Origin of the sequence: Flavobacterium sp., assembly GCF_004295795.1 — a bacterium.
Taxonomy (GTDB): domain Bacteria; phylum Bacteroidota; class Bacteroidia; order Flavobacteriales; family Flavobacteriaceae; genus Flavobacterium.
The window spans coordinates 38,763-54,611 of the sequence record NZ_SEBR01000020.1; the positions used below are offsets into that span (position 1 = coordinate 38,763).

The following is a 15,849-nucleotide window of genomic DNA, read 5'->3' on the forward strand; positions in this document are numbered from 1 at the left end:
CTTACCAGAATAAAAACAGAAGGGTTTCTTTTGTGTTTTTACCAATACCTTCCCGCGAAATCCTATCTGTCGAAAAGGTGCGCAAAAGTAAGGCTTATTTCTTTATCTGCCAAACCGATACAGCAAATATTGTCTTAAATGTTAAACCCGAATCGCCGGTATTTTTTTTGTAAATTGTCCGGCACAACAACAAATTACTGCCCCAAGCGTGAAAGGATCACTACCCTTTTCCCGACTCTTTTCCCATACCCGAAAGCGAGCGTTCTTTCTACTCCTTTTATTGTCAGGTTTTTCGCTTTACGCGGATGCGATTCCGTCCAAAATACTTCCACCGCAACTGATTGTCACTACCGTGGACGAATACTGCGACGGCGGCGGAATCATACAATGCCAGTTGCAGGGCGCGACGCCCGGTTCGACAATAGAATTCCGGATTTACCTGCTTCCGAATACGAACACGAGCATTTCGGTTCTCACTCCGGCAAACAACCAACTCACGGTAGACGCCGGAAATTATCGGATTGTCGCTACCGAAACCATCGGCGGAATCACAAACACGCTGCCTTTCCAGGACGTGACTATCGCCAACCAGATCCAACCGATGGATTTCGTGATTTCGCACACAGACGAACATTGCGACGACGGCACGATGACGATAAGCGTCACCTCGGGATTCGCCACGCAATACGCCCTTTTTTCCGGACCCGTGACTGCCGCGCCTCAAGCGACACCTTTTTTTGGGAATCTTCCCGACGGACTTTACGTCGTACACGCCATAGACGCTTGCGGAAACGTGAAAGCGCATTCTTACACAGTTCCACATAACGACGTGGCTTTCACTGTCGGGACGATGGGATTCGTGCCCCAACTTCCGGCGTGCAACCAGATCATGTTGACGCATCCTATCGCAGTTGTGCCTGATCCTAACGACGCTTTGTTGTTTCCGCTTACTTTCGTCTACACTATTTATCCGCCAAATAATGGAGCGCCCCAAACCCACACTTTTGTCGACGTGACGGGAAATACCATGGGTTACACATCGGTGCACACTTTGCCGTTTTGGTACGACCAACTCTATTTTTATGATCTGCAGGTCATCGACCGGTGCGGACAAAGCGAAGGCTGGACGAACATTCCCGTCGACCTCGAGATCAGCGCCGGCCTTACGCCGGAACTCGGCGAATGCGGGCAATTTTTCTTCTCGATCATGCCTTCGGTTTACATGCCGCCTTACACCATCAATTTTACAGATGCTCCGGCCGGTTTCGTTGCCACCGATTTCAATGCCGATTATCCCGGACCGTTCCTGTCAGGCCAAACGTTTTTCGGGGAACCGACCAACACCGTTCCTATGGGACATTATCAGGGAACGCTCACCGACGCCTGCGGACACACGGCATCTTTCGAACAGGAAATCGAGGAAAACGAGTTGCCGCCAACCTTTACGCCTCATCCGCATCCGGGTTGCACCAGTGATATGTCCGATCTTCAGATACAGACTATCAGTTTTGACATTGACTACGTGGTCGTGACATCGGCTCCATCGACTTATATCGAGACGATTCCCCACACCGTTCCCGAAGTTCCGAACCAGATAGACGAACAGGAAATCTGGATCTACGATTTGCCGGTCGGCGATTACCACATCATCATTTACGACACTTGCGGCATCGCCCACGAATACGACCAGACGATAGACGGGATGACGTTCAACAACACGCCGTCCGGGACGATTTGGGCCGATTGTAACGAAGGTCTCGGAAGCATCCGGATTCGCGGCGGCAATTCCACCACTTTGGTTTCGGTTAGAATCACTTCGGCACCGACCGCTTATAACGAAACTTTACCTCATGACGTGAGTTTGTACATCGGTCCGACAAGCGGTATTTTTTCGATGGAACAACTTCCGCCCGGCGTTTACACTTTTGAACTAACCAACAATTGCGGAAACACGTATCTACAGAATTACACGATTTTTGCGTATCAGACACAACAAAGCGCCGACATTACCGTGACCAAACAATGCTCGGCCTTCGACGTTGCCCTGGCCCACACTACCAATGGAACGGGAACAACTTACTGGCTGCAAAAGCGCGATGACAACACCGGACAATGGATGCATCCGGCTACGAGTTCGCCTTACACCGACGGATCGCCGCTTACCACCACGAACGCCATACAGCTCACGAACAATTCCAACAACATCAACCAACTTTTCATGGGACACTTTCGCGTGTTGAAGACTTTTCAATCGTTTCAATACGGAAACACGATTCCGCTCAGTTCCACAAAAATTTGCATCGAGCAATTGGAAGAATTCGACAACACGGGCGGCGTCGAGATTGTCGATATCGTCAAACTTACCTGTGACGGCGCGATGATTGACGTAAAAGTGATTGCCGATGGAGTTCCGCCGTATTATTACAAAATCATCGAAAAAAATGGACAGCCCTTTGTGGTAGACAATGTCGCGAACGACACTTTTACGAATCTCGATCCGGCTGTTTACACGTTTTCGGTAGAGCATTCCTGCGGACAGGTCGTGACCAAGATCGTCGATATCGCCTCGCTCCCTTCGCTGATCCAGGCCGTGCATCCGACAAATCCGATTTACGAGTGCGACGGGGACGACAACGACGGAAAGGCGAACTTCAATTTGGCGCAGTTCAATGCGATTATCGTCGGAACACAAAATCCAGCTGATTTTACCGTGACTTATCACGAAAGCGAATCGGAAGCTGAAAACGGCACGAATCCTTTGCCGACAACTTATTACGGAACGACTTCAACTATTTACGGAAGACTCAAACTCAATTCTGGTTCTTGTTTTGAAGTGGTCGAAATCGAATTGGTCGTGAATCCTTATCCGATTTTGAATATGCCTTTGCGTTATGCGCTTTGTCCGAACGGAAATGTGACAATTACCGCAGATTCAGGAATGGACGGCTACGTTTGGTCTTCGGGTCAGACGACGCAAAACATCACCGTAAACACCATCGGAACTTATACGCTCACGGTGAGTCAAACCACAAATGGAATTACTTGCACGGGCGTTTACCAAATTGAGGTTTTCCCGGTCGTTACGCCGACAATCCATCACATCGACTATCGCGATTGGACCGACGACAGCAACACGATAATCGTCCATACGAACGAATCCGACACTGGCGATTTCCTATATTCGGTCGACAACGGCATGACTTTTCAATCGTCAAATGTCTTCAACGGACTTGCTCCCGGCGAGTATCACGTGGTCGTAAAAGATTTGGGCGAATGCGATTCAGACGATGATGTGGTTTATTTGCTGATGTATCCGAAGTTTTTCACTCCAAACGACGACGGTTACAACGACTATTGGAAGGTAAAGTTCGACGAGTTCGAACCCAATATCCAAACTTTCATTTACGACAGATACGGTAAACTCATCACAGGTTTTCCCGTCGGTGGACGTTGGGACGGCACTTACAATGGCAAACTGCTTCCGTCAACCGACTACTGGTTTGTGGTGATTCGCCAGGACGGACGCGAGCTGCGTGGACATTTCGCGATGAAACGTTAGTACTCCTCCATTTTGTAGTTGTTCGGATGCAGGACATTTTGTCCCATCGCTTTTTTTATGTTCAGCGCTTGCGATTCGCATATTCGAATAGCTTGGAAGGTTGTTTTTTTTGACCTTATTTGTTTATCTGCAAAATACAAATGTCGCGTAAACCAAAATTCCACCATTACAGATTTTCTGTAGTTTTTGTTAAATAAAAAAGCCACCTTGTCAGATGGCTTGTGTTTTGTGAAAAGTAAATATAGCAAGCAAAATATAACAAATTCAAGCCCTTTCAATGAGCCACCTCCGCCACATCGGCAGGATCGTGTTTATGCTTGAACAAAACGGCAAAAGCCACTGCGACAACCAAAGCGTAAACCGCGAACGAAAACCATATCCCATGCCAGTCTTTGAGTCCGTTTACGGTGAAATAGTTCTGGATCACGTATCCGCTTATCGAGCTTCCTAAAATCGCGCCGAAACCGTTTGTCATCATCATAAATACACCTTGGGCGGACGATCTTATTTTTGAATCCGTTGTAGTTTCTACAAACAACGAACCCGAAATGTTGAAAAAGTCGAAAGCCATGCCGTAAATGATATTCGAGAGTACGATCAGGAAAAGCCCGAAAGACTCAGGAGCACCGAAAGCGAAGAATCCGAACCTCAAAACCCAGGCGAACATACTGATCAGGATTACGTTCTTGATTCCGAATCGCTTCAGGAAAAACGGTATGGCCAGGATGAACAACGTTTCGGAAATCTGGGAAATCGAAACGATCATCGTGGAATAGCGCACAACAACGGAATCAGCATATTCGGGAATATTCTTGAAATCCTTGAGGTAAGTGTCGCCATACATATTGGTCAACTGCAATGCGGCGCCAAGGAACATCGAGAAAAAGAAAAACAACGCCATTTTAGAATCGCCAAGCAATCGGAATGCATCCAGACCAAGCTTTTTAGAAAGTGGCGCGTCCTTGTCGATAAGTTTCATCGGCGGACATTTCGGTAAACTGAAAGAATAAAGTCCTAACAAGATGGCTCCGATTCCGGCGAAATAGAACTGGTTCGCGTTGAGGGAATTCCCAAAAATCGAGGCGAATTTGGTGCCAAGGTCGATTCCGAAGCGCAAAGGAGAAAACGTGTCGCTGAACAGATTCGTAATCCACATGGCCACAATGAATCCGATCGTTCCCCAAACCCGAATCGGTGGAAAAACCTTGATCACATCGTAATCATTATCCTTTAATATCTTGTAAGACAAAGCATTGGAAAGCGAAATTGTAGGCATGTAAAAGCACATTCCGCCGAGCAATATCCAAAAGAAAGTCACCGGATTGTCGGTTCCGGCCAAAACGAACAAAGTCGCTCCGTACAATATGTGGAGTACGCCGTAGAGTTTTTCGAGATTCATCCATCTATCGGCGATGATTCCCATTAGTGCCGGCATAAAAATCGAGGCAATTCCCAACGTGGAAAACACCGCGCCAAATTCCTGGCCGGACCATTTCTTAAAAACAAAGCCGTAAGTTCCCAAAGTCGTCAACCAAGCGCCCCAAACAAAAAATTGCATGAAACTCATGGCCGTCAAGCGTAATTTGATACTCATAAAGATGTGATTGGTTTGGCGGTAAAGCTAATGAAATCGATTTAGATTTCGTACACGAGTTCGAGCACTTTGTCGAGTTGTTCTTCCCTTGACAGATGCGAATTATCGATTTCGATGGCGTCGTCAGCCTTGCGCAAAGGCGAATCATCGCGGTGCGTGTCGATGTAATCGCGTTCCTCCACGTTTTTGAGCACTTCATCAAAAGTGACCGACTGGCCTTTGTCGCGAAGTTCGTCATAACGGCGTTGGGCGCGCGTCACGGCACTCGAGGTCATGAAGATCTTGAGTTCAGCTTCCGGAAAGACGACGGTTCCAATGTCGCGTCCGTCCATGACGATCGCCTTGTTCTTGCCCATTTCCTGTTGCTGTTCGACAAGTTTGTGCCTTACCTCGGAAATTTCGGCCACGCGACTCACGAAATTGGAAACCTCGATCGTCCTGATTTCCCATTCGACATTGCGGTCGTTGAGAAACATCTCGCCAAAACCCAATTCGGCATTAAAAACAAAAGTGAGTTTTATATCCGGAAGGTCGGAAACCAGTTTCTCCACATCGAAATGATGGCCGTCGATGTAATGGTGTTGCATGGCATAAAGCGTCACCGCGCGGTACATCGCACCCGTGTCGACATAAACATATCCGAGGATCTTGGCCAGTTGTTTGGCTATCGTACTTTTTCCGGTAGAGGAAAAACCGTCAATGGCAATCGTAATTTTCTTGTTCACTTAGAATTCGTCTCCAAAGTTGATGGTTAGCCCGAAAAGACTGGTGTTGGCAGCCAAAGTGTATCGGGAATAGGAATAGTTGAATTTGAGTCGGCCCAGTTTGAGACCGAAACCTGCCGACAATCCGGCGAAGGTACGTTTTTCAAGTATCTTGAGTTCTTCGGAACGGCGGAAGTTATAACCAAGCCGAATGTTGAATCCTTTTTTGGGAAACAATTCCGCGCCCACGATCACGTGTCGCAACGCATTGTTGAAGAACGAGACTTTCTCTGGAGTCGATCCGCCTTCGATGTCGTTTTCGGCACGCGCCGGATTCGAGAACGAAACGTTCCATTGCTGCAGGTTTTCCAACGTAAGATGCCAGCGCAAAGGCACGTGTTCGAGTTCTTGGGAAACGCCCGCAAGCACTTCCATCTGGACGCGTTCCTGAGCTCCGGCGTAGGTCGTGAATTGGGTTCCGAGGTTTCTTACCGAAAGCGCCCAATTGATATCGTTGTCCTCGTCGATGTAAATCGCACCCAGATCGAGCGCGCCACCAAACGAGTTGTAGCTTTCCAAAGCAGACGAAATCAGCTTGGCGTTCGCACCCAAATACAAACTTGTCCAAGGAACATTGTAAGCATATCCGACCGAAACCGCAACTTCGCTTCCTCTGAAATCACTAGTGCGGTTGCCGTTTTCGTCATAACCTTCGAATTTTCCGTAGTTGATGTAGTTCACCCCTGCGTGCAAAGTCTGGACGTGCCGATCGTAAACGTAGGCGTACGAAGCCGTGCCATAAGTGACTTCCCCAAAATAACTTCCGTAATTCAACGCGAATCTATTGTCCATTTCGGGATTGATCGTCGCCGGATTGAAATGAGCCGTGTTCGGATCTTCGTCGTAAATCGTGATGACCTTTCCGCCAAGGGCCGCCTGACGCGGTGAAGTGACCAGATTCAGGAACTGGTAAACTCCTTTTCCTCCAATCTGCGCAAAAGAAGTCGCACAGCAAGAAAGCGTGAGGAAAAAGAGGAGTTTTCGAAGCATATTTTTTTGGTCGTTAACAGTTCTATAACGCCAATGCGAAGATATTATTTTGAAAGGGAAACTTTGTCAAACTTTTGGCCGATGCGCGAAAAAAGTGCAAATTTCCACCTCATCGCCCATACGAAAGATCACAAAAAGAAAAACCCTCGAAATAACGAGGGTCTATTCTTATAAAGTTTTGGCGTTTTTGGCCTTTTGGTCGGTGACCGCGAGCTTTATCACTTCGCTCATTTCCTTGACGTAATGGAAGGTCAGTCCTTCGAGATATTCGGCTTTTATGTCGGCGATATCCTGTTTGTTCTCGTGGCACAAAATGATCTCCTTGATGCCGGCGCGTTTGGCTGCAAGAATTTTCTCCTTGATGCCACCAACCGGAAGCACTTTTCCGCGAAGCGTGATCTCGCCCGTCATGGCCAGATGTTTCTTGACGCGTTTTTGCGTCAGAAGCGAAACCAGCGAAGTCAACATCGCGATTCCGGCACTCGGACCGTCTTTTGGAGTCGCGCCTTCGGGAATGTGGATGTGGATGTTGTGCTTGGAAATCACCTCGGGATCGACGCCCAAAAGTTCCGGGTTCGCCTTTATGTATTCCATGGCGATCGTCGCCGATTCCTTCATCACATTACCTAAATTCCCGGTTAAGCTCATCGAGCCTTTCCCTTTGGAAATCAAGCTTTCTATAAACAAAATATCACCTCCGACAGATGTCCAGGCCAATCCCGTAACCACACCGGCCACGTCATTGCTTTCGTATTTGTCGCGTTCCATTCGAGGTGCGCCCAAAATCCTGACGATGTCTTGGTCAGTGACTTTTTTGTTGTATTCTTCTTCCATCGCCACAGACTTCGCCGCGTGACGCACGACTTGAGCAATCTTGCCTTCGAGTCCGCGAACGCCGGATTCTCTTGTATAACCTTCGACGATCTTTTCGAGTTGCTTTTTCCCGATGGCGTAATCCTTCGGCGTAAGACCGTGTTCTTTCAACTGCTTCGGAACCAAGTGTTGGCGCGCGATTTCAGTCTTTTCCTCGATCGTGTAGCCAGACATCTTGATCACTTCCATCCTATCGCGCAAAGCCGGCTGGATCGTGTTCATGTTGTTCGAGGTCGCGATGAACATCACTTTCGAGAGATCGTAACCCAATTCGAGGAAGTTGTCGTAAAAAGCGCTGTTCTGTTCCGGATCGAGCACCTCAAGCAAAGCCGACGATGGATCGCCCTGATGCGAATTCGACAATTTATCGATCTCGTCAAGCACAAAAACCGGATTCGAGGTCTTGGCTTTCTTGATGCTTTGGATGATGCGCCCGGGCATGGCTCCAATATAAGTTTTTCTGTGCCCGCGGATTTCGGCTTCATCGCGAAGTCCGCCAAGGGAAATCCTCACATATTCGCGTCCCAAGGCTTCCGCCACCGATTTTCCGATGGAGGTCTTCCCGACGCCCGGAGGTCCTGTCAAACAGATGATCGGAGACTTCATGTCGTTTCTCAACTTCAGGACTGCGAGATATTCGATGATCCGTTTTTTGACATCTTCCAAACCGAAATGGTCGCGGTCGAGAATTTTCTGGGCGCGTTTCAGATCGAAAATATCTTTGCTGTAATCGTTCCACGGCAATTCGAGAAACAGTTCGAGATAACCGCGCTGTATTCCGAAATCTGGTGCCTGCGGGTTCATGCGCTGCATCTTCAGCAATTCCTTATTGAAGTGCTCGCCTACTTTTTCGTCCCACTTCTTGGCTTTGGCCTTTTCGCGCATGTCGTCGATTTCCTGTTCGTGCGAAACGCCTCCAAGTTCTTCCTGGATCGTGCGCATTTGCTGTTGCAGGAAATATTCCCGCTGCTGTTGGTCAAGGTCGAAACGCGTCTTGGATTGGATGTCGTTCTTTAGCTCCAACTTCTGCAATTCCACGTTCATGTAACGCAAAGTCTCGAGCGCGCGCTCTTTAAGTACATTTATAGAAAGCAGGTTTTGCTTGTCGCCCACTGGCAGATTCATGTTCGAGGACACGAAATTGATCAGGAACGAATGGCTTTCTATGTTTTTTATCGCAAAAGTCGCCTCGGTAGGAATGTTCGGGCTTTCTTTTACGATGCGGATCGCCTGGTCTTTGATCGAGTCGACGATTGCCAGGAACTCCGTGTCGTGTTGTCCGGGACGTACTTCTTCCACTTCCTTGACAGTTGCGCGCAGATATGGTTTCTCCGAAATGACGGCGTCGATCTCGAAACGCTTTTTACCCTGAAGGATCACGGTGACGTTTCCATCGGGCATTTTCAGCACTCGCAAAATTTGGGCGACCGTTCCTATTTTGTGGATGTCGTTCTTGGTAGGATCTTCGTCTTCCTCGTTCTTTTGGGCGACAACTCCAATGATCTTGTTCCCGGCGTTGGCGTCGTTTATGAGTTTGATGGATTTGTCGCGTCCGGCGGAAATCGGGATTACGACACCCGGAAAAAGAACGGTATTTCGCAGCGGCAAAATCGGAAGCGATTCGGGCAATTCCTCGCGGATCATCTCTTCCTCGTCCTCGGGCGTAAGCAGTGGTATAAGCTCTGCATCGGAATCAAAATCCTGCAGTGACAAATTGTCTAATGTAAAAATCTTGTGGTGTGACATTGATAGTATTGTGTCAAGTTGGCAGACCGAAACGTAGCGGTAAGACAACAAAGATAGGTTATCAGTTATTTACGAAAACGCAAAATCGACGTAATGCCGATTAATCCGTCGGGCGCTTGTACTGCCCAAAACCATGCCATAAAAAAATCCGCGAAGTGCGGATTTTATACTTTTAAGTGCAAAACGACCTTTTAGTAAGCCACGTCGAAACTGCCTTGCGTGATTTGATAATTCGCTGTTTGACCTTCGATTGTCGCGGTAAAAGTGCCCTTGATATGGTCAGCGGTTTTTTGGGTTATGTTGACCGATCCCGAGGTGGCCGGCCCGCCGCTTCCGCCTGCGCCCAAATACATGACCTGAACGCCATCGGTAATGACTGAACCTGTCGCGATAGGGTGATTTCCTACAGTAATATCAGAATTCACGATAACCGAAATCGTAGCATTTTGGCTGATTCCGGCAATGCTGATCACCGAAATGCTGCCGTTGACGCTTTCCTGAGCCGAGACATTCGTGGCATTGAACGCGGTTCCGTCTACCAACGCAGAGAAATCATTGGTTGATGGTCCGCCAAGATCGTCGGTATATGGAACGGTGAAAGTTCCCTCAGTAAAATCTTTGGGCGCCATATCGCCAGTGCCGTTCCAATAGCCTTTGAACTGGAAAGTTCCCGTAATGGTATGATTGGTCGTGTTCACGCTCGAAATCACGACAGAACCCGTATTTTCTCCGGGATTTGTCGGGTTGACGCTTTGCCAGCCGTCTTCGGATCCGCTTTGCGTAAACATCAGGATATTTTGGTTGGCCGCATACGAACCTGAAGTATTTCCTCCTATCACGAATGCGAAAGAATCGCCGTTTGCGCGTGTGGCTGCTATGGTGATCGCTCCGCCGGCGATAAAACCTTGGGCTGTAAGTGCGGTGTATTGCGTTCCGTCGACCTTGACCTGGAAGGAGCCGTTTTCTGTCGGATTCGGATTGCTCGGATCTGGAATCACGGCCGGATCGAGTTGTTCCACGTCGCACGAAACGATATTGAAAACAGATACGAAAGCCATGATGGCAATAAGGAATTTGTTTGTCATAGTTGTTAGTTTTGGCCAAATATAGCGAAAGTGTCGGAGTGAGAAAGTGACGAAGTGAAAAAGTGCCCGAGATTTGCTTACGATCGCCATTTCGGCGCCATTTTTCAGCCTGTTTTTTGGTTGGCTGATGTCGGATGAAAAAAAAATCTGAAAAATTTTCATCGGATAAAATCTCCCGAAAACACTTGCAAACACTGGCTTCCGCCCCAATCCAAACGCAGGCACCCTGCACTCAGGCGCTCCTAAACTGTAACACACCCAATATTCGGCCGTCCTTTACCATGAATCACAATCAGAAAACTTGAGCCTAGCCAGCCACACTATCGAAGACCTGATCTCGCTTTGCAAGCGAAAAGACCAGCGCGCCCAATTTGAGGTGTACAACCGCTACTGCAGGGCGATGTACAACGTGGCGTTTCGAATCGTGAAGGACGAACACTATGCCGAAGATGTGATGCAGGAAGGCTTCCTCAGGGCCTTTACCAAACTCGACGACTATCGCATGGAAGTGGCTTTTGGCGCCTGGCTCAAGAAAATCATCGTGAACCACAGCATCGACTTCTATAAAAAGAACAGCCGTTATGTACAGGAAGAACTCGAGAAAACACTGTACAAGCTTGAGGACGGCGAATCTGGACAAGAAAGTGAGATGGCCTTTACGAACCTGAAAGCGAATCAGGTGCTGGATTGCATCCAAAGTCTGAAAGACAGCTACAGCATGATCCTGACGCTGTTCTACATCGAAGGATACGATCAGGAAGAAATTACCGAAATCCTCGGCATCAATTACGGCAACTGCAGGACGTTGTTGAGTCGGGCGAAAGAAAGTCTAAGAAAGAAACTTCAGGAGATTGCCTGAACAAACAAGATGTTATGAAAACGGAAAATGACAGTATAGACAACCTGTTTGCGGGTCTTCAAGGCCAATGGGACATTTACGAGCCAAGTCGCTCCCATGCCCAGCGTTTCCTCGAGAAGCAAGCGCGTAAGAAATCGCGTCCGCTTTATACGGCGCCACTTGCCGTTGCCGCCACGATCGTGCTTTTCTTCGGACTGTTCACTTTTTACGACAAGGCGACTTCGCGTCCGCAGACCGAAACGGCCGAGTTGTCGAGACAGACACGCGAAACCGATTCGGTGTTCACATCCATAATCAAATATGAGATCGCGAACATGAAATCGAAGGAGTCAGACCTTAACAAACCGATGATCCAGGACGCTTTGGCGCAACTCAAGGCCATGGACGAAGATTACGAAAAAATCAAGGCCGACCTCGCAAAAGGAGGCGAAAACAAACAGTTGATCCACGCTCTTGTAGCGAATCTAAAAACACAGATCTCTTTTCTCGAAAACGTACTTGAACGACTTGAGAAAACAGATCAACTAAACACCAATGCAAATGAAAACCACGTATAAGCTATTTTTCCTACTGCTTTTCCCCTATCTGGTTCTTGCCAACGGAATCGAAACGGGAAAACACAACAAGCAAAAGACGATCTCTAAAGCCTATAAAGTCAACGACGACGCCGGAATCGACATCGACAATCAATTCGGTCCGGTTTTCGTGACGACCTGGGACGAAGACAAGATCCAGATCGACGTCGTGATCAAGGTAAGCGGAAACAGCGAAGATTGGGTCGACAAAAGACTGGCTTCGATTGACGTCGACATCAACGCACTGACGACTTTGGTTAGCGCCAGAACCAAAATCGGGAACGTTTCGGGCAAGTCGAGCGGCACTTCGATGGAAATCGGCTACACGATCAAAATCCCCAAAAGAGGCGGCGTGAAAGTTTCCAATAAATACGGAGACGTGATTTCTACCGATCTTTTCGGCCCCGTGAAACTCAACGTCCAATACGGAAATCTCAAACTGGCCAAACTCAACAGCTCCTCGAACAACTTTGATTTGCAATACTGCGGATCGGTGAATATCGAAAAGATCAAGATCGGAAGTATCAAAGCCGATTATTCCAAACTGAACATCGGAAGTTTCGAAAACCTAGTCATCAAAAGCGATTATACCGACGTGACTGCCAAGGAAGGAAACAACGTGCAATACGACGGAAATTACGGAAAGCTCAAGTTCAGCAAGGTCGACAACCTCGAAGGCAAAGGCGATTATCTCACGGTTATCGCGTCGGACGTGGACGGAAACATCTCGCTTCGCGGCAATTACAGCACGATAAAGGTAGACAACATCGGAAATCCCGGCGGAAACGTCTCGGTCTCGGGCAACTACGACACGGTTCTGGTCAAATTTGCGGGCGATTTCGCGTTCGATTTCGAGGTCAAAGGAAAATACACGAATGTCGGACTCGACGGATCGCTTCAGGTCAACACGAAAATCGAGAACAACAAAGAGCGTCTTTATAAGGGTTTCCACGTGCGATCAGGCGCAAAGAAAATCGCTATCGACGGCGAATACGGAAACGTCTCGCTGAAACGCAACTAGAAAATTATTAATTGATCAAATCAATCATCATGAAAAAAACAATCATCGCCGCACTGCTCGTCCTTTCGGGAGTCGCATCGGCACAAACAACAAAACAGATCAACGTTTCCAAGTATGACGAAATCGCGATCTCGGGACCTTATATCGTGGAACTCGTGGCCGGAACCGAAGGCGAAATCACGCTTTTCGGAGAGCAGCAGGATCTGGACAACATCGTTGTGAAATGCGATGGCGAGCATCTCGTGATCAAACCTGCCAAGCACATCAAATGGAAAAACAAAGCCGTCAGGATCACGATCCCGTTCGAGAGTTTGTCAGAATTGGCGCTCGCGGGTTCGGGCAGCATCACCTCGAAAGCGCGAATCAAAGCCGACCATTTCGAGATCGCGCTTTCGGGTTCGGGACGCATCGCGCTTGACCTCGATACCAAGGAATTGGAGGCCGCGCTTTCGGGTTCGGGCAAGATCGAACTGGCCGGAAAGACTTCCAAAGCCGAGGCCAACGTGTCCGGATCAGGGAAAATCTTGGCTTTCGAACTGCAATCGGCTGTAGCTGACGCGAACGTTTCGGGTTCGGGTTCTTGCGAAGTGACTTGTTCCGATGCAATCACGGCGAGAATTTCGGGTTCGGGCCGCATCCACTACAAAGGAAATCCTGTGAAAGAAGACACCAAAGTCGCCGGTTCGGGCAGCATCGCAAAATCCTGAGACCGTGAAAACGCTACTCGCAATTGCCGCACTGCTGACCTTTACAGCCGGTGTGGCCGGGACTTCATTGAAAGTCCGCAAGGTGAAAACGGGAGCTTACGACAGGATAATGATCACGGGGGATTTTTCGGTAAAATTCGTCGAAGGACGCGAAGGCGAGATTTTCCTCGAAGGCGATCGCATCGACATCAATCATTTGGTGGTTTACACCGATGGAAATGTGCTGAGAATCTATCCGAAGCAAAACTTTCGCGCTTGGTGCGGCGACATGGAATCGCTTACGGTTGTCATTCCGATCGAATCGATTTCGGAAGTGGTCTATGCCGGAACGGGAAAAATCGAATCTCACGTAAAGATCAAAGCCGACCGATTCAAGACACAAATCAACGGAAGCGCACAAGTTTCGCTGCATCTCGAAACCAATGAAACCGAGGCGATGCTGACAGGTTCGGGAAAACTGAAACTTTCCGGAAGTACGGGCAAATTCATCTCGAGCGTAACCGGAGATGGCGGGCTCGAAGCTTACGCTTTCCATTCGGCCGCGACCGAGGCGATCGTCATCGGAACCGGAAATTCACAGATAAGCAGTTCGGAAACCTTGAACGCACAAGTCGCAGGTTCGGGACAGATCAGTTACATCGGGAATCCGAAAATCGAGAAAACCATTATCGGCAGCGGCCTTATTGCGGCTAGGCAATAAATCCTTTCGACCAAAAGTTGAAAGTTAGCACGGACGCCTTATTCTTTGATGGATAGGGCGTCTTTTTTTGGGATTTTGAGCAAGATGAAAATCCCGATGATGAAGAATGCGGCCAAAAACATGATCGAATATCTCGGACCCCAAGCCTGGTCTATCACGCCGTAAATACTCATCCCGATCACGATCCCGATTTTCTCGGCCACGTCATAGAAACTGAAGAACGAAGCCGTATCGTTGGTGTTCGGAAGCAATTTCGAGTATGTGGAACGCGATAGCGACTGGATTCCGCCCATGACCAGTCCTACGAACGACGCCATGACGTAGAATTCCACAGGTTCGTCAATGAAATAAGATCCGGCGCAAAGCACGACCCAAAAACCGTTAATGGCGATCAAGACCGGAATGTTCCCGAATTTTCGAGAAGCGCGTGAAGTCAGGAAAGCACCTAGTACGGCCACGAGTTGGATCAGCAAAATACACACGATCAGTCCTAAAGTGCTTTGTTCTTCAGATTCCCATTTGATTTCCTGAGCACCGAAGTAAGTCGCCACGAGCATTACAGTCTGTACGGCCATGCTGTAGACGAAAAATCCTCCCAAATAGCGCTTCAGCGGAATGTTCTGGCTCAGTTGTCCCCAAACTTTCCGGAGTTCGCGAAACCCGTTGAACACGACAGCACGCGTGAGTTTACCCGAATTCGAGTTGCCTTTCGGAAGATACAGATAAGTGTATTGGCTGAAAACGATCCACCAGATCCCGACTGCGATGAACGAGATTCTCATCGCTGTATCGCGAGCGACATCGTCTGTGCCCGAAATGAAAAAAGTCTTCGGAAACATCACCATTCCCAAATTCACGACCAAAAGCAAAACGCTTCCGATGTAGCCCAACGAATACCCTTTTGCGCTTATCGCGTCCTGTTGTTCCTCGAATGCAATGTCTGGCAAATACGAATTGTAGAAAACCAAACTGCCCCAAAATCCTACGAGTCCAAGGAAATAGCAAACCAATCCGGGATAGATGTTCTCGAGGTTGAACCAATAAAGTCCGATGCACGACAGCGCTCCCAAATAGTTGAAAAAGCGCATGAACATTTTTTTGTTCCCGACGTAATCGGCAATTCCGGAAAGCAAGGGCGAAAGGACAGCCACGAGCAGGAACGCGAATGCAGTCACGAAACTGATCAAGGCCGAATTCTTGAGGTAAAGTCCGAAAACCGAGATGTAACCACTTCGCAGGTTGAAAAGCGAATTGTAAAAAATCGGGAAAATGGCCGAAGCGATCGTCAGCGAATAAACCGAATTCGCCCAATCGTAAAACGCCCAGGCATTCAATAATTTCTTGTCTCCTTTAGGTAATTGGCTCATTTCGTACGG

General features: G+C 48.3%; 12 protein-coding genes. 6 read left to right on the forward strand and 6 right to left on the reverse strand.

Translation table 11 applies throughout. The features are described from left to right. The first annotated feature begins 280 nt into the window (after positions 1–280). Positions 281–3,559, forward strand: coding sequence for a T9SS type B sorting domain-containing protein (locus EOO49_RS15005; RefSeq protein ID WP_290847135.1), 3,279 nt, complete (start codon positions 281–283; stop codon positions 3,557–3,559). A 274-nt stretch (positions 3,560–3,833) separates the two neighbouring features. Here the strand turns inward: EOO49_RS15005 and EOO49_RS15010 are convergent, their stop codons facing one another. The 5 genes from EOO49_RS15010 to EOO49_RS15030 form a co-directional block, all read right to left on the reverse strand. Next, positions 3,834–5,153, reverse strand: a complete 1,320-nt coding sequence (locus EOO49_RS15010) for a nucleoside permease (protein WP_290847137.1) — start codon at positions 5,151–5,153, stop codon at positions 3,834–3,836. A 41-nt stretch (positions 5,154–5,194) separates the two neighbouring features. Then, complete coding sequence (gene cmk / locus EOO49_RS15015) at positions 5,195–5,878, reverse strand: (d)CMP kinase (protein ID WP_290847139.1); 684 nt, start codon at positions 5,876–5,878, stop codon at positions 5,195–5,197. Next, a complete protein-coding gene (gene porQ / locus EOO49_RS15020) occupies positions 5,879–6,907 on the reverse strand; it encodes a type IX secretion system protein PorQ (protein WP_290847141.1) in 1,029 nt (342 codons plus the stop codon). A 168-nt stretch (positions 6,908–7,075) separates the two neighbouring features. After that, entirely contained in the window at positions 7,076–9,526 is a 2,451-nt protein-coding gene (lon, locus tag EOO49_RS15025) for an endopeptidase La (protein WP_290847143.1), read from the reverse strand. Positions 9,527–9,717: 191 nt separating this feature from the next. Next, positions 9,718–10,611 (reverse strand): DUF6252 family protein, encoded by an 894-nt coding sequence (locus EOO49_RS15030; protein ID WP_290847146.1) that lies wholly within the window; start codon positions 10,609–10,611, stop codon positions 9,718–9,720. A 301-nt stretch (positions 10,612–10,912) separates the two neighbouring features. On the opposite strand from EOO49_RS15030, the gene EOO49_RS15035 reads away from it, so the two are divergent. Genes EOO49_RS15035 through EOO49_RS15055 form a run of 5 tightly spaced genes read left to right on the forward strand, consistent with a single transcriptional unit; the run spans position 10,913 to position 14,473 of the window. Then, entirely contained in the window at positions 10,913–11,470 is a 558-nt protein-coding gene (locus EOO49_RS15035; RefSeq protein WP_290847148.1) for an RNA polymerase sigma factor, read from the forward strand. A gap of 14 nt (positions 11,471–11,484) precedes the next feature. Beyond that, positions 11,485–12,027, forward strand: a complete 543-nt coding sequence (locus EOO49_RS15040; protein ID WP_290847150.1) for an anti-sigma factor — start codon at positions 11,485–11,487, stop codon at positions 12,025–12,027. Beyond that, a complete protein-coding gene (locus EOO49_RS15045; protein ID WP_290847152.1) occupies positions 12,011–13,066 on the forward strand; it encodes a hypothetical protein in 1,056 nt (351 codons plus the stop codon). The genes EOO49_RS15040 and EOO49_RS15045 overlap by 17 nt, the downstream gene beginning before the upstream one ends. Before the next feature lie 29 nt (positions 13,067–13,095). Beyond that, the gene (locus tag EOO49_RS15050) at positions 13,096–13,773 is read left to right on the forward strand and encodes a head GIN domain-containing protein (RefSeq protein WP_290847154.1); all 678 of its coding nucleotides are present in this window, start codon (positions 13,096–13,098) and stop codon (positions 13,771–13,773) included. A 4-nt stretch (positions 13,774–13,777) separates the two neighbouring features. Then, positions 13,778–14,473: a head GIN domain-containing protein gene (locus EOO49_RS15055; RefSeq protein WP_290847156.1), complete on the forward strand. Its 696-nt coding sequence runs from the start codon at positions 13,778–13,780 to the stop codon at positions 14,471–14,473. Between the two features lie 38 nt (positions 14,474–14,511). Here the strand turns inward: EOO49_RS15055 and EOO49_RS15060 are convergent, their stop codons facing one another. Beyond that, positions 14,512–15,840 carry an MFS transporter gene (locus tag EOO49_RS15060; protein ID WP_290847158.1) on the reverse strand — a complete coding sequence of 443 codons (1,329 nt, stop codon included), beginning with the start codon at positions 15,838–15,840 and terminating at the stop codon, positions 14,512–14,514. Positions 15,841–15,849: the final 9 nt, after the last annotated feature.